The organism is Nonomuraea sediminis (assembly GCF_018531495.1).
Taxonomy (GTDB): domain Bacteria; phylum Actinomycetota; class Actinomycetes; order Streptosporangiales; family Streptosporangiaceae; genus Nonomuraea; species Nonomuraea sediminis.
In genome coordinates, this window is record NZ_JAHDTI010000010.1 from 593,742 (window position 1) to 611,832 (window position 18,091).

At 70.1% G+C, this 18,091-nt stretch carries 16 protein-coding genes, 1 rRNA gene and 2 pseudogenes; 10 read left to right on the plus strand and 9 right to left on the minus strand.

The features are described from left to right. Nucleotides 1–34 precede the first annotated feature (34 nt). Complete coding sequence (locus KIK09_RS37425; protein WP_214324174.1) at nucleotides 35–376, plus strand: SCP2 sterol-binding domain-containing protein; 342 nt, start codon at nucleotides 35–37, stop codon at nucleotides 374–376. Nucleotides 377–649: 273 nt separating this feature from the next. On the opposite strand, the gene KIK09_RS37430 is transcribed toward KIK09_RS37425, so the two are convergent. Next, the gene (locus KIK09_RS37430) at nucleotides 650–1,609 is read right to left on the minus strand and encodes an HAD-IIA family hydrolase (RefSeq protein ID WP_214324175.1); all 960 of its coding nucleotides are present in this window, start codon (nucleotides 1,607–1,609) and stop codon (nucleotides 650–652) included. A gap of 53 nt (nucleotides 1,610–1,662) precedes the next feature. Between KIK09_RS37430 and KIK09_RS37435 the strand changes: the two genes are divergently transcribed. Further along, nucleotides 1,663–2,079 (plus strand): TipAS antibiotic-recognition domain-containing protein, encoded by a 417-nt coding sequence (locus KIK09_RS37435; RefSeq protein WP_214324176.1) that lies wholly within the window; start codon nucleotides 1,663–1,665, stop codon nucleotides 2,077–2,079. 493 nt (nucleotides 2,080–2,572) lie between these two features. On the opposite strand, the gene KIK09_RS37440 is transcribed toward KIK09_RS37435, so the two are convergent. Next, entirely contained in the window at nucleotides 2,573–2,980 is a 408-nt protein-coding gene (locus KIK09_RS37440) for a tetratricopeptide repeat protein (RefSeq protein WP_214324177.1), read from the minus strand. 74 nt (nucleotides 2,981–3,054) lie between these two features. Here KIK09_RS37440 and KIK09_RS37445 point away from each other — a divergent pair. Continuing rightward, a pseudogene (locus KIK09_RS37445) lies at nucleotides 3,055–3,180 on the plus strand (hypothetical protein); the annotation flags it as partial. Nucleotides 3,181–3,200: 20 nt separating this feature from the next. On the opposite strand, the gene KIK09_RS37450 reads toward KIK09_RS37445, so the two are convergent. Then, nucleotides 3,201–3,683, minus strand: a complete 483-nt coding sequence (locus tag KIK09_RS37450) for a hypothetical protein (protein WP_214324223.1) — start codon at nucleotides 3,681–3,683, stop codon at nucleotides 3,201–3,203. Between the two features lie 16 nt (nucleotides 3,684–3,699). Here KIK09_RS37450 and KIK09_RS37455 point away from each other — a divergent pair. Next, nucleotides 3,700–4,731 (plus strand): annotated as a pseudogene (locus KIK09_RS37455) (DUF1015 family protein); the annotation flags it as partial. Nucleotides 4,732–5,299: 568 nt separating this feature from the next. Then, nucleotides 5,300–6,868 carry an MFS transporter gene (locus KIK09_RS37460; protein WP_214324178.1) on the plus strand — a complete coding sequence of 523 codons (1,569 nt, stop codon included), beginning with the start codon at nucleotides 5,300–5,302 and terminating at the stop codon, nucleotides 6,866–6,868. Nucleotides 6,869–7,272: 404 nt separating this feature from the next. Here the strand turns inward: KIK09_RS37460 and KIK09_RS37465 are convergent, their stop codons facing one another. Both KIK09_RS37465 and KIK09_RS37470 read right to left on the minus strand, forming a co-directional pair. Further along, nucleotides 7,273–8,223, minus strand: coding sequence for a helix-turn-helix domain-containing protein (locus tag KIK09_RS37465; protein WP_214324179.1), 951 nt, complete (start codon nucleotides 8,221–8,223; stop codon nucleotides 7,273–7,275). 386 nt (nucleotides 8,224–8,609) lie between these two features. After that, a complete protein-coding gene (locus KIK09_RS37470; protein ID WP_214324180.1) occupies nucleotides 8,610–9,584 on the minus strand; it encodes a LysR family transcriptional regulator in 975 nt (324 codons plus the stop codon). Between the two features lie 112 nt (nucleotides 9,585–9,696). On the opposite strand from KIK09_RS37470, the gene KIK09_RS37475 reads away from it, so the two are divergent. Further along, nucleotides 9,697–10,590, plus strand: coding sequence for an NAD(P)H-binding protein (locus KIK09_RS37475; RefSeq protein WP_214324181.1), 894 nt, complete (start codon nucleotides 9,697–9,699; stop codon nucleotides 10,588–10,590). 71 nt (nucleotides 10,591–10,661) lie between these two features. Then, complete coding sequence (locus KIK09_RS37480; RefSeq protein ID WP_214324182.1) at nucleotides 10,662–11,027, plus strand: darcynin family protein; 366 nt, start codon at nucleotides 10,662–10,664, stop codon at nucleotides 11,025–11,027. A 328-nt stretch (nucleotides 11,028–11,355) separates the two neighbouring features. On the opposite strand, the gene KIK09_RS37485 is transcribed toward KIK09_RS37480, so the two are convergent. Further along, entirely contained in the window at nucleotides 11,356–11,709 is a 354-nt protein-coding gene (locus tag KIK09_RS37485) for a single-stranded DNA-binding protein (protein WP_214324183.1), read from the minus strand. A gap of 109 nt (nucleotides 11,710–11,818) precedes the next feature. Between KIK09_RS37485 and KIK09_RS37490 the strand changes: the two genes are divergently transcribed. Then, nucleotides 11,819–12,742 carry an MBL fold metallo-hydrolase gene (locus KIK09_RS37490; protein WP_308164544.1) on the plus strand — a complete coding sequence of 308 codons (924 nt, stop codon included), beginning with the start codon at nucleotides 11,819–11,821 and terminating at the stop codon, nucleotides 12,740–12,742. Between the two features lie 48 nt (nucleotides 12,743–12,790). On the opposite strand, the gene KIK09_RS37495 is transcribed toward KIK09_RS37490, so the two are convergent. Further along, nucleotides 12,791–13,690 carry a hypothetical protein gene (locus tag KIK09_RS37495; protein WP_308164545.1) on the minus strand — a complete coding sequence of 300 codons (900 nt, stop codon included), beginning with the start codon at nucleotides 13,688–13,690 and terminating at the stop codon, nucleotides 12,791–12,793. Between the two features lie 12 nt (nucleotides 13,691–13,702). On the opposite strand from KIK09_RS37495, the gene KIK09_RS58275 reads away from it, so the two are divergent. Continuing rightward, nucleotides 13,703–15,112 carry a hypothetical protein gene (locus tag KIK09_RS58275; RefSeq protein WP_250574441.1) on the plus strand — a complete coding sequence of 470 codons (1,410 nt, stop codon included), beginning with the start codon at nucleotides 13,703–13,705 and terminating at the stop codon, nucleotides 15,110–15,112. A 300-nt stretch (nucleotides 15,113–15,412) separates the two neighbouring features. Next, on the plus strand, nucleotides 15,413–16,153 hold the full coding sequence (locus tag KIK09_RS37500) for an SAM-dependent methyltransferase (RefSeq protein WP_214324185.1): 741 nt from the start codon (nucleotides 15,413–15,415) through the stop codon (nucleotides 16,151–16,153). 765 nt (nucleotides 16,154–16,918) lie between these two features. Here KIK09_RS37500 and KIK09_RS37505 read toward each other — a convergent pair. Beyond that, entirely contained in the window at nucleotides 16,919–17,410 is a 492-nt protein-coding gene (locus tag KIK09_RS37505) for a potassium channel family protein (protein ID WP_214324186.1), read from the minus strand. Nucleotides 17,411–17,968: 558 nt separating this feature from the next. After that, nucleotides 17,969–18,085, minus strand: a 5S ribosomal RNA gene (gene rrf, locus KIK09_RS37510). Between the last annotated feature and the right edge of the window lie 6 nt (nucleotides 18,086–18,091).

Below are 18,091 nucleotides of genomic sequence, written 5' to 3' on the forward strand. Positions count from 1 at the left end.
CTACGGTCTTGTAGGGGACGGAAGGGATCGCACCATGGCAAGCGTCGAGGAGTGCCGGGCCGCGCTGGCGAAGCTCGTCGCGCAGTTCGACGAGGTCGGCGAGGAGGATCGGGCCAAGCACGTCGTCGAGCGCACGGTCAGTTGCCGCGTTCCCGACCTCGAGGTCATCTTCTACGGCCGGCTGCACCACGACGGACTCGACCCGTTCACCCAGGACCCGCCCGCCGCGCCCGCCGACGTCAAGCTGACGATCGGGAGCGATGACCTGGTGGCGCTGGTCGATGGTGAGCTGGATCTGGCCAGGGCGCTGCTCGGCGGCCGGGTGAAGATCGACGCCAGTTTCGGCGACCTGTTGCGCCTGCGCCGCCTCCTCTGAACCATGGACGCCTGGTCATCGAGCCCGAGGCACTGACCCGGCGGTGCGCTCGCCGTCGACGGCCTCACACCGCCGACCAGCCACCGCCTCACCTAACGTTCCGCCACGCCCCGCGAACCTCGCCACGCCCGACGGATCTCGCCACCCACGCCCGTCCCCGCCGTGGACAGCGATCCCTCCACGCACGCACGCCCTCACCACGCACAGCGGTCCTCACCACGCACGCCCGTCCCCGCCACGTACGGCGGTCCTCGTTAGATGAAGCGCTCCTCGCTAGGGGAGGCGGTCGAGGAGGGGTTTGACGGCGTCCTCGTCGGCGGCGGACGACCAGGCGGCGTCGCAGGCGGCGCGGAGGGCGTCCATGCGGGTCCCGGAGCCTTCCAGGTGGAGGCGGCCGTCAGCGTAGGTCGCCCGCCAGCCGGCGCACTGGCCCTGCCGTACCTCGGGGTAGTGCTCGTGCAGCGCGGACAGGTCGTGGGCGATGTAGGTGGGGCGGCGGTCGGGCGGGGCCGTGAGGAGGTCGAGCGGCTGGGTGACGCCGGTGAGCACGGCGACGCTGTCGACGCCGGCGTTCGTGGCGCCCTCGATGTCGGTGTCGAGGCGGTCGCCCACGACCAGCGGGCGGCGCGCGCCTGTTCGGATCATCGACTCGCGGTGCAGCGGCGGCTCGGGCTTGCCCGCGTAGATCGGCTCGACGCCCGTCGCGGTGGCGATCACCCGGGTCATGGCGCCGTTGCCGGGCAGTTCGCCGCGGCCGGTGGGCATGGTGCTGTCGCCGTTCGATGCCACGAACAGGGCGCCCCGCCGTACCGCCAGCGCGCCCTCCGACAGCAGGCCGTACGACAACCCGGGCGCGATGCCCTGCACGACCGCCACCGGCGCGTCGTCCGCGGTCGTGACAGGCCTCAGGCCCTGGTCCCGTACGGCGAGCCGCAGGCCTGACCCGCCCACCACCAGCACCGGGGAGCCGGGCGGCACCCGCTCGGCGATGAGGCGGGCGGCGGCCTGGGCGGAGGTGACGACGTCGTCGCTGGTCGCGGGGACGCCGAGGTCGCGCAGGTGGGCGGCGATGGCGGCCGGGGTGCGGGAGGCGTTGTTGGTGACGTAGGCCAGCCGCACGCCCTCGGCCTGGGCCCGCTCGAGCGACTCGGCCGCGTGCGGGACGGCGTGCGCGCCCAGGTAGACGACCCCGTCGAGGTCGAGGAGCAGGGTGTCGTAACCGTCGATCAACAAGCTGCCTCTTCTCGGTTGACTCTCACGCCGCGTGAGACTCTAGCGTCGGCTCCATGGAACTCGATCTGACCCCTGCCGAGCGGGCCGAGGTGTTCGGCGACTTCGACCCGGACTCCCACGCGGCGGAGGCCGAGCGGCGGTGGGGCGATTCTGCGGCTTTTGCGCAGTCTGCCCGGCGTACCGCTCGCTACACCAAGGAGGACTGGCAGCGGATCAAGTCGGAGGCCGCGGACATCTCCTCGCGCTTCGCGGCCGCGATGGACGCCGGGGTGGCGGCCACGTCCGAGCAGGCGATGAACCTGGCGGAGGAGCACCGACAGCACATCAGCCGCTGGTTCTACGACTGCTCCCTGGACCTTCATCGCGGGCTCGGGGAGCTGTACGTCTCGGACCCACGCTTCACCGCCAACTTCGCCCCCGGCGTCGCCACCTACATCCAAGCCGCAATCACCGCCAACTCCACCCGCTGACCCCCAGCACACCTGACCAACCCCGCTCCCGCACCCCTACGGAACCCCCGGGCCACCACGCTCACGAACTGCTGAGATGCCCGACCTGCCCAGCCAACCACGCTCGCAGGCCGCTGAGATGCTCGGACCATCACGCTCGCGTCCGCTTCGACACCCCTGGCGACCGCGCCAGCCACCCGCCGGAGCACCCGTCCAAAGGCGCCCGCGAACCGCCGAGGTGCCCGGCCCACCACGCTCGCGAACCGTGAGGGCACCCAGCCGGCCGCGCGAGCCGACCACCGCTCCTTGAAGCTGTAGGGCCACGGGTATCGGGCGGCGTTGCGGCGGTCAGCCGTCAGCGCTGGAGTGGCGTCTCCCTGGACAGAGGGGTGCGGCTACGGCGGGTGGCGGTGGGGTGGCTTGCCGTACAGGAGAGCTGGTGCCAGGAGAAGTGGGCACAGGGAGCAGGAGAGGTGGTTGCAGGAGCAAGTGCGGTGGGCACAGGAGCGGGTGGTCACATTTCTCGGCGGGCGCGGATCGTGGCGCGGACGCTCTTGAGGGCGTTGTTGTAGTTGCGCTCGTCGGGGCGCATGGCAGCGGCGATCGCGAGGGGCTCCTGGGCGCCCTCGATGTCGCCCGTACGCCAGAGCGAGAGGCCAAGCCCGAAATATGCGTAATCCTCCGCGGGGTTGGCGTCGACGATCCAGCGGAAGTTCTCAGCCGCCTCCGCGTAGCGCCGCGAGTTGAACTGAGCCCTGGCCAGAGCCTCCCTGATGCTGCGTGAGTCGGGCTCCGCGGCGGCGGCGCGCTCCAGGAGCGCGGCGGCGGCCGCCGGGCTGCCCTCTTTGAGGAGTCTCACCCCACGCTGGTACCAGTCGTAGACATCGCCCTCCGGTGCGCCGTCTGTTCTCTCGGGGTCCATACGTGCGGGCCTCCTTCTGCTCGGGGCGGGGGCTGCTCAGGGAAGACTCGGCCTTTTATGGGAGCATGCCCGGTATGGGGACTCCTGAACTGCCAGTGCCCGACGGGCTGGTGCTGCGGCCATTCCGCGGCGTCCGTTATGCCGTGGACGATCCCGCTGGTGTGACGTCCCCGCCGTACGACCTCATCTCGGACAGCGACGTCGATGACCTGCTCGCTTCTCATCCGAACAACGTGGTCCGCCTGATCCTTCCCTGCGCCCCGTCCCCGCGCCCCTCAACCTCTACTTCACCCTCACCCATCCCCCTCACCTCTCCCGCGGAGTCCCCTGCCACGCCCCCTGCGCCGTCTTCCCCCTCGTCTCCTGCACCGACCTCGGGCTCCTCGGCTCCCGCACCGTCCTCGCCTTCGACCTCTGGGGCGTCCTCACCTACAGACCCCTCATCTCCAGCGCCCTTCTCACCCGCAACCTCTTCATCTCCCGCGCCTTCCGCTTCCACGGCACCCTCGTCACCTGCGACCTCCTCATCCGCAGCCCCCTCGTCTCCGGCGTCCTCCTCATCCGAAGCCCCGTCATCTCCCTCGCCCTCGGCGCCGGTTCCCTCCATCGCGCCCTCGAGCCACTCGGCCGCACCTTCGGTCGTCGATGCCGCGATGCCACCGGACCCCGCGACTTCCCAGCGATATGGCGCGGCGCGCGACACGTTGCGAGAGTGGCTGTCCTCAGGCGTGCTGGCCGCCGACCCCGAGCCGGCGCTGTACGTCTACGAGCAGCAGGGCCCCGGCGTCCTCCAGCGCGGCCTCATCGGCGACGTGGGCCTGACCGACCCGGCGGCCCGCGTGATCCTCCCGCACGAGGACGTCATGCCGGGCCCGGTCGCCGACCGCCTGGCGCTGATGAGCACGACCCAGGCCAATCTGGAACCCATCTTCCTGCTGTACGACGGCTCGCGCGGCCCGACGAGCACGCTGGTCGACACGGTCGCCACCACCCGCACCCCGCTGATCGACGCCCGCACCTCGGACGGCGTACGCCACCGGCTCTGGGCCATCACCGACCCCGCCGAGATCGCCACGATCAACGCCGACCTCCACCACCGCCAGGCCCTGATCGCCGACGGCCACCACCGGTATGCGACGTACCGCGTCCTGCAGGGCCAGGAGCACGCCCGCCAGGGCCGCAACGGTCCCTGGGACTTCGGCCTGGCGCTCCTGGTCGACTCCTCCGCCTACCCGCCGGACCTCAAGCCCATCCACCGCGTGATCCCCGGCCTCCCGCTGGCGGAGGCGAAGTCCCGCGCCAAGAACGCCTGGCGAGTCCGCGACTTCGACTCCCTGCCCGACGGCCTCGAAGCCCTCGCCCAGGCTGCCGACCCCGCCTTCCTCCTGGCCGGCGAAACAGGCACCCACCTCCTGACGGACCCCGACGAGGCCCAGCTGAAGCGTGCCATGCCCGCCGACCACTCCCCCCAGTGGCGCGCGCTCAACACGTCGATCCTGACGCGCTTCGTCCTCCCCCACGTGTGGGGCCTGGAGGACGACGAGCAGACGGTCCGCATCGTCCACCACGACGCTCAAGCAGCAGTACGGCAGGCCACCCGCACCGGCGGCACGGCAGTCATCCTCAAACCCCTGCACGTGGACTCGGTCCTCGCCGTGGCCGCCCGAGGCGAACGCGTCCCCCGCAAATCCACCTCCTTCGGCCCCAAGCCCCGAACCGGCCTCCTCCTCCGCACCTTCGCCATCGACTAACCCACCAGCCAACCCCACGCCGAACCACCCACCCGGCCCCCAACCGACCGCCCGCGCAACCCATCGCCCCATGCCCAGCCGACGGGCCCATGCTTAACGAGGCGCCCCACGGCTAATCCACGCGTCCGCCCGTCGGCCCCGGGCCTAACGAAAACACCCCAGGGATTACCGCGCGCGGCCGCCCCATGACCACTGGCCCCCTCGCGCCAAGGATGAGGCCTCATGCAGCCCAAAGGGCTCATCCCGAGTTGGCGGTTCCATACCCAGGAAAAGCACCCCGTCTCCATCCACACCCCGAGACCGTAAGACCTCCGTCCCCCTCCACGCGCCGAGAGCGTGGGGACCCTCCATCGCCCTTCCTGAAGGAAACGCGGCGGGAGCGCAGGCCTGCCGTACCGGAATTCCCCGCAGCACGGTGCATGCCCTGCGCAGCGAGGCATCGGTGGAGGCCCAACCGTAGGCCGACCAGCGCTCGGGCATCCCGACCAAGCAGATGTGTCGGAAATTGCGCGCATGTTGGCATTCCTGCCACTCGTAGACCACGCGATACCCCGCGACCATGGGCCAAATGAGCAAGAACCAATGGTGGGCCGCAGGGCTGGCGGTAGCCGCGGTCGGCTGGGGCGCCCAGCAGTTCGCCCCACTACTGATCATGTATCAGACCCGCCTCGACCTCTCGGCGACCACCATCCAAGCCACCTTCGGCATGTACGTCCTCGGCCTGATCCCAGGCCTCCTCCTCGGCGGCCCCGTCTCCGACCGCTACGGCCGGCGCCGCATCATGATCCCCACCCTCCTGACGTCCCTCGTGGCGACGACTCTCCTCATCCTCGGCGGCACAGCGGCTCCTTGGCTCTTCGCAGGCCGCCTGGTCGCGGGCGTGGCCAGCGGAGCCGCCTTCAGCTCCGGCGCCGCCTGGATCAAGGAACTCTCCCCCAACCCCACCGACGGCCCCCGCCGCATCACCATCGCCATGACCATCGGCTTCGGCCTAGGCCCCCTGGCCGCAGGCACCCTGGCCCAGTGGTCCCCCTGGCCCACCACCCTGCCCTACCTTCCTCACCTGGCAATAACCCTCATCGCCCTCCCTCTCGCCCTCGCTGCTCCCCACACCTCCATCACCACTCCCGCCACTCCATCCACCCCCACCCCCTCGGACGCTTCCGCTCCCACCCCTTGCAGCGCTTCCACCATCACCAACTCGTCTCCTGCCGCCTCCGCTACCACCGCTCCTGTTACCACCGCCACCACCACGCCCACCGCTCCTAGCACAGCGGCCACCGCCACTCCGACCCCCTCCGCCGCGGTCTCAGCCACCACCCCCACCGCTCCCGCCACTGGCGCCAACCACGATCCCGTCGGTGGAGCCGCCCGTGCTCTCGGTCACCCACGTCCCGTCTCGGAGGCTGACCACCGACCAAACCGCACAGCCGGGCATCGGCCTGCCGCTGAGGCCGTCCGCGGAGGTCAGCGGCTGCGGGAGTCGCAGGCGCGGGTGCCCGTGACACATCTCGGTGGCGACCAGGAGACCGCGTCGAGGCCGTGGCGGGTCCCGGAAGTGCGCTCGCGACGATTCCTGACCGTGGTGGCACCCCTCGCACCGTGGGTGTTCGGCTCGGCGTCAATCGCACTCGCGTACCTGCCTGGCCTGGTCAAGGACCAGCTCCCAGGCCACGTCCTGATCTTCAGCGCCGCCGTCACCGTCCTTACGGCAGGCGCGGGCATAGCCGTCCAACCCCTGGCCCGCCGCCTCACCCATCCCCGCCTCCTGACGACCGTCATGGGCACCATCACCACAGGCCTCCTGATCGGCGCCGCCGCAGCCGCCACCCTGAACCCGCTCCTCGTGGTGCTGGCCGCCCTGGTCCTCGGCGCGGGCTACGGCACCTGCCAGCTCTACGGCCTGATCGAGGTCCAACGCCTGGCCCACCCCACCCGCCTGGCCGCCCTCACAGCCGTCTACCAGGCCCTCTCGTACCTCGGCTTCGTGGCGCCTTATCCCCTGGCAGCTCTCACCCGCTCGATCCCCGCCCCGTGGCTGCTCCTCGCCACCGCCGCCCTCGCCACACTCACCTGGACCTGGACAACCCACCACACCCCCGCCCTTCACAGCGAAGGCGGGCCAACAGGGTTGTAGCAGTGGGACTGGAGGTGCGGAGGGTTGCGCGCCCAGTTCCCATGCCCCGGACGATTCACGGCCCAGGTGCCAGGTCTTGGAGCCTGCTTATGCCGGCTGGCCAGCAGAAGCCGCAGGCCCGCGGCAACCTCCCCGTCGGGGTCTCCCCGTCGGCCGAAGATCGGACAGTCCCGATAGGTCGGCAGGCCGTAAGGGACGGGGGGCTAGATCCACCGTCTTCGGAACACTCCCGCTCGATGCGGAGCCCGGCGCTCGAACCCGGCAGGGCGTCTGGGACTTTCTGATCTCCGGCCGACGGGGAGAATCCGTCGGGGAGGTTGCCGCGGGTCTGCAGTTCTGTTGAGTGGGCAGGAGGCGGGATGCGCCGTTTCGGAACACTCTCGTGGCGGTTGGTGGCGTGGGGATTACGCGATGGGAGTGGCGCGGAAGGTGCGGCGGTAGGTGTCGGGGGCGACTCCCAGGGTGCGGTTGAAGTGGCGGCGGAGGGTGGCGGCCGTGCCCATGCCTGTACGGGCTGCCACGAGTTCGACGCTGTCGTCCGTCGTTTCGAGGAGTTCCCTGGCTCGGTGGATGCGCTGGGTCTGGAGCCACTGCAGCGGCGTCGTGCCCGTCACCGCGTGGAAGTGGCGGGCGAGGCTGCGTGAGCTCATGTTCGCCCTGTCGGCCAGGTCCTCGACCGTCAGCGGCTGGTCCAGCTGCTCCAAGGCCCAGGCCAGCACGTCGCCCAGGGGTCGCTCGCGCCCGCTGGAGACGGGCGCGGCGATGAACTGGGCCTGCCCGCCCTCCCGGTGCGGAGGTACGACCAGCCGCCTGGCCAGCGCGTTGGCCACCGCCGCCCCGTGATCGAGCCGGATCACGTGCAGGCACAGGTCCATCCCCGCCGCCTTTCCAGCCGAGGTGAGGATGGATCCGTCGTCGATGTACAGCACGTCCGGGTCGACCCGCACCCGTGGATGGCGTTCGGCCAGCAGGTCGGTGTGCATCCAGTGCGTGGTCGCCCGCCGCCCGTCGAGCAACCCCGCCGCGGCCAGCACGAACGCCCCGGTGCAGATGGACATCACCCGCGCCCCGGCCTCGTGCGCCGCCCGCACGGCATCGACCAGATCGCCCGGCGGCTCCTTCGACGTGTCACGGCACGCCGGGACCACCACCGTGTCGGCCTCAACCAGCCGTTCCAGCCCGCCGGACACCTCCACCTGGAACCACCCGCCCACCCTGACGGACGCCCCACCGCAAACCATGAAGTCGTACCAGGGATCCGCCAGGTCCGACCGATCCACGCCGAACACCTCGTACGGCGCGGCCATCTCGTACAGGCTGATCCCCTCGTACACGGCCAACGCAACACTCCCCATGTCCGAAATCGTACGCCCATCCGCATTTCCGACACGGTCTTTCAGCCCCTACGACAGAACCCGCCCCTCCTTGCACGCGAACCCGCCAGCGCCGCGCGACCGCGACGTCTACCGCTCGTGACCCGCGAAGAGGCAGCCCGCATGCACGCTCAACCGAGAAGGCCACGGCCCTGGCGTTCGCAGGCCGGAAACGTAATTCCCCTGCTCGTCAGTGAGTCGCCTACGCGTCACACCCACCAGTCCTGCCGGGTTCTGCCCCAGACCCGTGTGATGCTCACTTGAACTGGCGGATTGGAGCACTTCTGCCAGCGGGTCGGAGCCGGCTTTCCGAACTCCCACATTGCTGTCAACGGGCATGCGTCCGCATAGGCCGGGGCGGTGTCGTACTACTCGGGGTCGATCGTGTCCGCCACGGTGATCTCAGAAGCTGCTGTCGGTGTGCAGAGAGTCCGGCGGACGGCGTCGCGGAGCCAGCGGTGGGCGCCGTCGGCTGTGTGTCGGGGGTGCCAGGCCATGCCGATGGTCAGTGGTGGCAGTTCCAGGGGGATGTCGAGGAGGTGCAGTCCGAGGGCGCCGGCGTCGTGGGTGAGGGGCGAAGGGGCAGCGCCGGGGGGTGCGGCGGGTACGAGGCAGACGATGTCGCTGCGGGCGGCGAGGGTCATCGCGGCCAGGTGGCTGGGGAGGACGACGCTGACCCGCCGGTGGAGGTTCTGCTCGGCCAGGGCGGTGTCGAGGGGGCCGGTGAACCGGCCACGGCGGCTGACCGCTACGTGCTGGGCGGCAGCAAGCCGTACTGGGGTCAGCGGCCCTTCGGTGAGCGGATGGCCGGGCCGGACGGCCGCCACCATTCGGAGGCTGACCAGTTCTTCGACCTGGGTTTCTGGGTCCACGTGGTCGATGGATCCGATCTCCAGGTCGATCCGGCCGTCGCGCAGGGCGGGGCCAGCCTCCAGTTCTTCGGCCCGGATCCGGAACGAGACCCCCGGCGCCTCCCGCTGGGCCAGTTGCAGCAGTCCAGGGGCCAGTGCCGCGCCGACCAGGTCGGCGGCCTGGAGGGTGAAGGTGCTGCTGAGGCCGGCGGGGTCGACGCTCGCGCCAGGGCTGAGCAGCGCTCCGAGGCTGCGTACCACTGTGGCGGCTTCCTCGCGCAGGGCCTGGGCGCGTGGGGTGGGAACCATGGCCTGTCCGGCCCGGACCAGGAGGGGGTCCTGGAGGATGCGGCGCAGACGGGCGAGGGTGCGGCTCATGGCGGCGGGCGAGGTCTGCAGACGCGCGGCGGCGCGGGTCACGCTGTTCTCGGCCAGCAGAGCATCCAATGCGATAGCGAGGTTGGCGTCGATGACCGGATCCGGGCTGCTCACCAGCATTATTCCATTTCAGTCAATGATTCCGTGCTGAAGTTCCCATTGTGGCAGCACGGAGATCCTCAGCAGGATGAGGGCGTACCGAACCAGCACGACCTACGAGGTTTTCATGATTGTCATTACTGCTCCCACCGGGAACATCGGCCGTCACCTGCTCTCCCGGCTCCTGGAGTCCGCCCCCGCCGCGGGCGAGGAACTGCGCGTGATCGTGCGCGATCCCGCCCGGCTTCCGGACGCGGCGCGCGGACGCGTCGAGGTGGTCACCGGCTCGCACGCGGAAGCCGAGGTCCTCGACCGGGCCTTCGAAGGTGCGGACGCCGTCTTCTGGCTCGTCCCCCCGGACGCCTCCCTCACCCCGCAGGACGCCTACAGCGGTTTCACCCGCCCCGCCGTCAAGGCACTCGCCGCCCACGGCGTCGGCCATGTCGTCGGCGTCTCCGCGCTCGGCCGCGGCACCCCGCTCGCTGACCGGGCCGGCCTCGTCACCGCCTCCCTCGCCATGGACGACCTCATCGCCGACACCGGCGTCGCCTATCGGGCCCTGGCCAACCCGTCCTTCTTCGAGAACCTTCTGGAGGAAGCCGACTCGATCCGCGAGAAGGGCGTCTTCACCGATTCCGCCAACGCCGACCGCAAGGCCCCCTTCGTCGCTGTCGCCGACATCGCGGCCGTCGCCGCCGGCCTGCTGCTGGACCGCTCGTGGACCGGCACCGACAGCGTCCCGGTCCTCGGGCCGCAGAACCTGTCCCCCAACGACCTGGCCCGCATCATGACCGAACAGCTCGGCCGCCCCGTCCGCTACGAACGCCAGCCGCTCGACGAGCTGTACACCACCCTCGTCGGCTACGGCCTCAACGAGGCATTCGTCCAGGGCATGGTCGACATGAAGCGGGCCAAGGACGAGGGCCTCGACGCCGGCATCGCCCGGACCACGGACACCGCCTCCCCCACCAGCTTCGAGCAGTGGTGCGCCCAGACCCTCAAGCCCGCCGTCTTCTCCTGAAGTCCAGCACCCGGCGCCGGACACATAAAGCCCGGCGAACCAAGGCCACCTGCCACTTTGGAGGCACCCTGATGCCCGCTGAAAAGACCGAACCGCCGGTCACGGCGTTCATGCTGGTCAAGACCACACCTGAGTGGCTCGCCCTGACCGTCCAGGAACGCTTGGACGCCTTCACCACCCAGGTCCTGCCGGCCATCGAGGCCAAGACCACCGGCGTCCGGTCACGCTTCTACGACACGGAGTTCTACTCCGCGCGCGTCACCGACGTCTGGGTGTGGGAGGCCGAAGACCACCACGCCTACCAGCTCCTCATCGACGCACTGCGCGAAACCCCGTTCTGGGACCGCTACTTCGAGGTCATCGACCTCCTCGTCGGCACCGAGAACGGCTACGCCCGAACCTACGGCCTCGAACCCGTCGCCACCATCACCACCTGACATACCTGGGCTGATGCCCCTCTGGTTGGTTGCGCCCAGAGGGCATCGGCCCAGAAGACCTCACCCGCCAGATGAGCTGAACAGTCACAACCCGAAGACTGATCACAACCCCGCACAGGCCCTAGGAGCCGGCACGTGGGCACCGCCCAAAAGCCGACCAGAGGCCTGGCGCGCCGTCGAGCCGGAGGATCCGCCTGGGACACGGATGAATGACCTCAGTGTCCCAGGCGGAGTGCGTTGCGGCAGGCAATCCGAACGGACGACCCGCCCAGAGGGCACACCAATCCCCCGGGTGATGGGGAAGGCCACCACTCGGGCGGAACGGCGGTCACCCCGTGGGAGCCAGGTATTCGACCTGCATCACCGCTTCCTCGGTAACCGACGAGGCGGCCTCCACCTCGACCTCGTAGTTGAAGACCTTGGCCGTCGTCGGACCGTAGACCCGTAGCCGCAACGACCCCGACACCTGCAACGGCTCCCGGGGTTTCAGCTCGTGGACCACCGCCGCCACCGCCGGGTCGAAGGTCACGCACGGCAGGCTGTCGTACACCGTGCTCCCGCGTCTGTGGCGGCGCCGCCGTACGATCAAGCGCCATTTGGTCAGGACGTCACCGCCAGGCAGAGTCTTGTCCTCCGCCGCCGCAGAAAGCCGTCCCACCAGCAAGACCTCGTTGCGGTCCACTGTCGCCCTCCCGTCGATGCTCACGTGGAGATCACTCTTTACGATGAGGGAAAGGCCGGATCGGCTCGAACGCCGTTCTGGGGACAACGGCAGTAGTGCGGGAGTGCCTGTGGACAACATCACCGCCCTCGGCGGCGACGTCTATGAGATCGACACGAAAATGGCGGGATATGCCGGGATCACCGCGGGGTACCTGATCCTCGGCGACCGCCCCTGCCTGGTCGAGACAGGCACCTCCACCTCGGCCCCGATCGTGCGTGACGCGCTCGCCTCGCTCGGTGTCGGCCCGGACGACCTGGCCACGGTCGTCGTGACCCACATCCACCTGGACCATGCGGGCGGGGTAGGGGACATCGCGGAGTTCTTCCCGTCGGCGCAGATCGTGGTGCACGAGAAGGGGGCGCGCCACCTGGCCGATCCGTCGCGTTTGATGGCGAGCGCGCGCATGGTCTGGGGTGACCAACTCGACACGCTCTTCGGCGAACTGTCCCCCACCGAGTCGGAGCGCATCGTCGCCCTCGGCGACACCGGCGCCATCGACCTCGGCAACGGCCGCACACTGAGCAGCCACTACTCCCCCGGCCACGCCAAGCACCATGTGGGCCTGATCGATTCGGCCACCGGTGACCTCTATGTCGGGGACGCGGCCGGCGTCTACCTCCCGCAGACCGGGGACGTCCGCCCCGCCACGCCGCCGCCGGATTTCGACCTGGACACGGCACTCAACTCGATTGCCCTGTTCAAGGCCCTTGGCCCGCAACGCCTGCTCTTCAGCCACTACGGCCCGGTCAAGGCCGTCCAGGACACCCTCGACCGCTCGGCGGAGGAACTACGCATCTGGGTTGATCTCACCCGCCGGGCGCACGCCGAGGGCATGGACCTCGACCACGCCGTCGCCATGGTCTATGAGCAGACCAAGGACCGCTACGCCATCCTCAAGGAGGACGAGCGCGCGGAGCAGTTCGAGATGCTCAGCGGCGCCCCGTCCAACGTCGCCGGCATCCTCCACTGGCTCGGCCGCGCCACGCCCTGACGCATGGCCTGCCGTACCAGATCACCATCTGGTACGGCAGGCAGCGCACTAGTCCTGACGCTTCGGGGACTCTTCGTCGGGCTGGTCGAGAATGTCGCCGAAGTCGGGCTCGATGAAGGCCGGCGTGATCGCGATCTCCTCGGCAGGCTTCGCCTCGGCAGCTTCGGCCTCCGCAGGCTCGGCCTCGGCAACCTCGGCTTCAACAGCCGCGGTGGCGGGCTCAGCCTCAGCAACCGCTTCGTCGGCAGCCGCCTCGGTAGCCGCTTCGACGGGCTCGGCTTCGGCAACCGCTTCGCCGGCTTCGACCTCGGATGCCGCGGATTCGTCCGTCGAAGCGGAATCCGCGTCCTCGGCCTGGGCAGGCGCGATCGCCGCGGAACCGACCAGGATCTCGTCGTCGAAGTCGTCCGCGTCGAAGGCCTCGAACTCCTCCTCCACATCCTCGATCACGGCACCCGTCAGCTCCGCGTACCGCTCGGCGGCCTCGGTCTCGCCCTCCTCGTCGAAGGCCATCGCCCGGGAGAACCAGTCGGTGGCCGCCTCCTGGTGCCCCGCGTCGGCGAGCGCGTCCGCGTATGCGAAGGCCAGCCGCGCCGACCAGGGCCGAGGCTGCGGGTCGCGCAGCTCGGGCAGGCGCTGGAGCGTGATGACGGCGGCGTCGTGCTGCCCCAGGTCACGGCGGGCGCCGGACTCGACGATGGTGAGCTCGATGCGTCCCGCCCGGTCGAGCCGCTCAGCCTCCGGCGAACGGACCAGGTCGAGAGCGCGTTCCGGACGACCGAGACCCCGCTCGCAGTCGGCCATGATCGGCAGGTACGCGTCCGAGCCCGTCATCCGTCGCGCCGCGCGCAGGTCGCTCAGCGCCTCGGAGAAATGACCCGCCCGGTAGGCGACGATTCCGGCCGCTTCGCGCACGACGCCGATGCGGGCCGCGAACCTGCGGGCCACCTTGGTGTGCTCGTGTGCCAGGTCGGGGTCGTCCTCGGTCAGCGCCCGCTCGGCGGCGACCAGGTGCCTGCCGACCAGATCCGCCAGATCGCCCGGCAGGGAGCGCAGCTCGTCGCGGACGTCCTTGTCGAGCTCGTCGGTGGTGATGTCGGGCGCGACCTCAGGAAGGCGCTCGCGCTGCGGCGCGTCCTCACGCTCGGCGGGGCGGCCGTAGCGCGCCCTGGCCGGGCCCGCCTCGCGGTCGCCGTGCGGCCGCTCGTCGCGCGAGAAGGGACGCGAACGGTCATCCCGCCGATCCCAGTCACGCCGCGGCCCGCGATCGTCGCGGAAGCCACCTTCACGGCGCGGCCCCCGGTCGTCACGGAACCCACCTTCACGGCGGGGACCACGGTCCCGGAAGTCGCGGTCCCCGCCCTCACGACGCGGACCCCGATCGCCCTGGTAACCACCCTCGCGACGCGGACCACGGTCATCGCGGAAGCCGCCCTCACGACGCGGACCACGGTCGCCCTGGTAACCGCCCTCACGGCGCGGACCACGGTCATCGCGGAAGCCGCCCTCACGACGCGGACCCCGATCGCCCTGGTAACCGCCCTCACGGCGCGGACCACGGTCATCGCGGAAGCCGCCCTCACGACGCGGACCCCGATCGTCGCGGAAACCGCCCTCACGACGCGGACCCCGGTCGCCCTGGTAACCGCCCTCACGACGCGGACCCCGGTCGCCCTGGTAACCACCCTCACGACGAGGACCGCGATCGTCCCGGAACCCACCCTCCCGGCGAGGACCACGATCATCACGGTTACCGCCTTCGCGACGCGGACCCCGATCGTCGCGGAAGCCACCCTCGCGGCGCGGACCACGATCATCACGGAATCCACGGGCCCCGCGATCATCGCGGAAACCGCCTTCACGACGCGGACCCCGATCGCCCTGGTAACCACCCTCACGACGGGGACCACGGTCGCCCTGGTAACCACCCTCACGGCGCGGACCCCGGTCATCGCGGAAACCGCCCTCACCACGGGGACCACGATCGCCCTGGTAACCACCCTCACGACGAGGACCGCGATCGCCCTGGTAACCACCCTCACGACGGGGACCCCGGTCGTCCCGGAACCCACCCTCACGACGCGGACCCCGATCGCCCTGGTAACCGCCTTCGCGACGCGGACCCCGATCGTCGCGGGAACCACCTTCACCGCGCGGACCACGGTCATCGCGGAACCCACGGGCCCCGCGATCATCCCGATAACCACCCTCACGCCGAGGACCACGGTCCTCCCGGTAGCCGCCCTCACGACGCGGGCCGCGGTCCTCGCGGAACCCCTCGCGCCGCGGCCGGTCCTCCCCGTAGCCCCGGTCCCGGGACCTGTCGTCGGAACGGTACGGCCGGTCGCTCCTGGGCTCGCGGCCGCGTGAGCCGTACCCACCTCTGTTGTCTGAGCTCCTGTCGCGGGGGCCGTCGCCACGCCCGCGCTCTTCGCCGTCCGATCCGCTGTCTCTGTTCACTTCTGGTCCATTTCGTTGGCTCACTCAGCGGACCCGTGCTCCAACGACGGTCCACCGTGGCTGGTCGCCGCCCGCCTGCGGGCCTTACGCGACGAAGGCCACCCGCTTGGGGGGTGGCCCGGCCCCTCCAGCCTAGCAAGCCGCGAAGCCTTCCCGAGCCCGCAGATATTCGATCGCCCCCGCCGCGCACCCCACGGCACACTGACCCCCATGTCGCTACGCCATCACGAGATAGCCGAATCCCGTCACCGCATCCTTAACCCGTTCACAGAGGACAAGCTCCACCTCCTCGGCGACCTGTGCCGCATAACACCAGACATGCAGCATCTCGACCTGGCCTGCGGCAAGGGCGAGCTGCTCGCCCAATGGTCCAGCCGGTACGGCTCGCGCGGCATCGGCGTCGACATCAGCAAGGTCTTCCTGGAGGCGGCCAGAGCCCGGGCCGAAGAGCTGGACGTGGCCGACCGCCTCGAATATGTCGAGGCCGACGCCGGCACCTACCAGGCGAACCCGAATTCCTACGACATCGTCTCCTGTATCGGCGCGACCTGGATCGGCGGCGGCCTCGCCGGAACGCTCGACCTGATGCGCCCGGCCCTCCATCCCACCGGCCTCGCCCTGGTCGGCGAGATCTTCTGGCTCTCACCACCCCCTCCGGAGGCCTCCGAGACACTCGGCATCGACCCGGCCAACTGCACGTCCCTCGCAGGTACGGCAGAGCGCATCCACCAGGCCGGTTTCGAACTCCTCGAGATGGTCCTGGCCAACCAGGACAGCTGGGACCGCTACGTGGCAAGCCAATGGTGGACGATCAGCGACTGGCTCCGCGCCAACCCCGACGACCCCGACGCCCCCGCGATGCGCGACTTCCTCACCCAAGCCCGCAACTCCCACCTCAAGTACGGCCGGCAGTACCTAGGCTGGGGCATCTTCATCACCCGCCCCCTCTGACCACCTACCGCCCACAAACCGCCCGCACCCACGCCGCTCACGCAGCATGCACCCCGCACAGGCTGCATGGTCACGCGCCCGACCCACGCACAGTAAGCGAGGCCACGCCGCGGCCTCCCGTACACGAGCACGATGGTCACGCCGCCTCGCCCCCCTTGCACACGTAGCGTGGTCGCCCCGCAGCCTGCCTTGCACAAGCAGCGTGGTCGCGCTCCCTAAGCGCCACGTGGGCACGCCTCCGCAGCCCCTCGCGCAGGCAGCGAGGCCAGCACCGCGCCCCCTAGCCGCCCACGTGGGCACGCCTCGCAGTCCCTCGCAGGAAGCTCGGTCGCGCCCTCGCGGCCCCCTCGCACCGCGAGGCCAGTCACGCGGCTGGCCCGCACACGGACAACATGGCCAGGCGCCACGGCCTCCTTGCGCGGGCACGGTGGTCACGCCTCGCAGCCCCTCGCGCAGGCAGCGAGGCCAGCGCCCCCTACACACACCGCGTGGGCGCGCCTCGCAGCGTCCCAATGGCCACGCGCCGCGGCCTCCTCGTACACGCAGCCTGGTCATGACGGGCCATGCGCTGGCGGCGCGGTTACACTTCGCTACCTCTCACACAAGCGGCGTCGCGCCTCGCGGCAAGCCCCGCGCACGCAGCGTGGTCTTACGGCAGGCCTCGCATCGGCAGCGTGGTTTCGCGTCGCGGCACTCTCACGAGGGCGAGAGTAGACGGTGGGGATTTGGGGCCCAGGCGTACGGGACGGTGGCGTGGCGGGAGCATCATTCTTCCTGGGCTCGTTTGCGGCGGCGGATGCCGGCTACGTGTCTGAGCAGTGAGAAGGCGGCCGCAAGCACCACGACATTGAAGACCATCTGGATCATTACCAGTCCGCGGCCGATCTGGCCCTCCGCGTGCACGTCCCCGAAACCCACCGTCACCAGCGTGGAGACGGCGAAGTAGAGCGCATCCGTCCGCGTGATCAGCCCCACGAACTCCCCGTTGCCCCAGTGGGCGACGAAATAGTCCGCCAAGGCGAACACCACCACCCCGACAACGCTGACCACGATCAGCAGATCAAGCCGTATCCCTTGATCGGCCTCGCCGGCCGCTTCCCGCACGGTCGCAGCCCACACCCCCCAGGCCACCAACACGATCCCGACCACGACTCCCAACACTCGCAAGCCCACCGCCCATGGCCCCTGCTGGACATCCAACGGCAGCAGGTAATACACGGCGACCACCAGCACCACATTCCGCACCGCGCGCCACATGCCCCCACATTCCCCACCTTGAACGCCCCCACAAAGCCCCACACGCCCCACCCCACCAGAACTTTGCCGACCCCCTCGTACGGCAAACCTCCAGGCAAGCGTCACGCGAGACTCACCGACAGCACGCACAACGTCCCACAACAGGCGCAGCACGCCACTCAGACAACCCTGAAACCGCGCAAGCAACCGTCCCGCTGCCTGTGACGGCCCGGGTCGGCGCGCCCAAGTAGCCCCCACCCGAGACACAAACACCCGGGAAACGCGAAAGGGCCGCCCACGGCGTGGACGGCCCCCTTCGAACACTCGGAAGGCGCCACCCGCCACCGTGGACAGCCCCCGATGGAAGCACCCTGCCGAAGCACGAGCGGCGCCCCGGAACCAGGGAAAGGCCGCCCATACCGTGGACGGCCCCCTTCGAAACACGCGAGGGGCCACCCAACGCCGTGGATAGCCGCAGAAAGCAGCGGGCGGCCGGCCCAAGCCTAGGAGCCCAGGCCTGGCCCGGAAACGCGGAAAGGCCCACCCCGTCCGGGGTGGGCCTTTCCGATATCAAGATTTGTGCGGCGGCGACCTACTCTCCCACACCCTCCCGAGTGCAGTACCATCGGCGCAGAGAAGCTTAACTTCCGGGTTCGGAATGTAACCGGGTGTTTCCTTCCCGCCATAACCACCGCAACCCCT

Excerpts from the sequence above, each read along its gene's own strand:
- KIK09_RS37475 (WP_214324181.1), top strand. The coding sequence starts at position 9,697 with ATGATTGTCATTACTGCTCCCACCGGGAACATCGGCCGTCACCTGCTC.
- KIK09_RS37440 (WP_214324177.1), bottom strand. The coding sequence starts at position 2,980 with ATGGACCCCGAGAGAACAGACGGCGCACCGGAGGGCGATGTCTACGAC.
- KIK09_RS37500 (WP_214324185.1), top strand. The coding sequence starts at position 15,413 with ATGTCGCTACGCCATCACGAGATAGCCGAATCCCGTCACCGCATCCTT.
- KIK09_RS37480 (WP_214324182.1), top strand. The coding sequence starts at position 10,662 with ATGCCCGCTGAAAAGACCGAACCGCCGGTCACGGCGTTCATGCTGGTC.
- KIK09_RS37465 (WP_214324179.1), bottom strand. The coding sequence starts at position 8,223 with ATGGGGAGTGTTGCGTTGGCCGTGTACGAGGGGATCAGCCTGTACGAG.
- KIK09_RS37460 (WP_214324178.1), top strand. The coding sequence starts at position 5,300 with ATGAGCAAGAACCAATGGTGGGCCGCAGGGCTGGCGGTAGCCGCGGTC.
- KIK09_RS37435 (WP_214324176.1), top strand. The coding sequence starts at position 1,663 with ATGGAACTCGATCTGACCCCTGCCGAGCGGGCCGAGGTGTTCGGCGAC.
- KIK09_RS37505 (WP_214324186.1), bottom strand. The coding sequence starts at position 17,410 with ATGTGGCGCGCGGTGCGGAATGTGGTGCTGGTGGTCGCCGTGTATTAC.
- KIK09_RS37425 (WP_214324174.1), top strand. The coding sequence starts at position 35 with ATGGCAAGCGTCGAGGAGTGCCGGGCCGCGCTGGCGAAGCTCGTCGCG.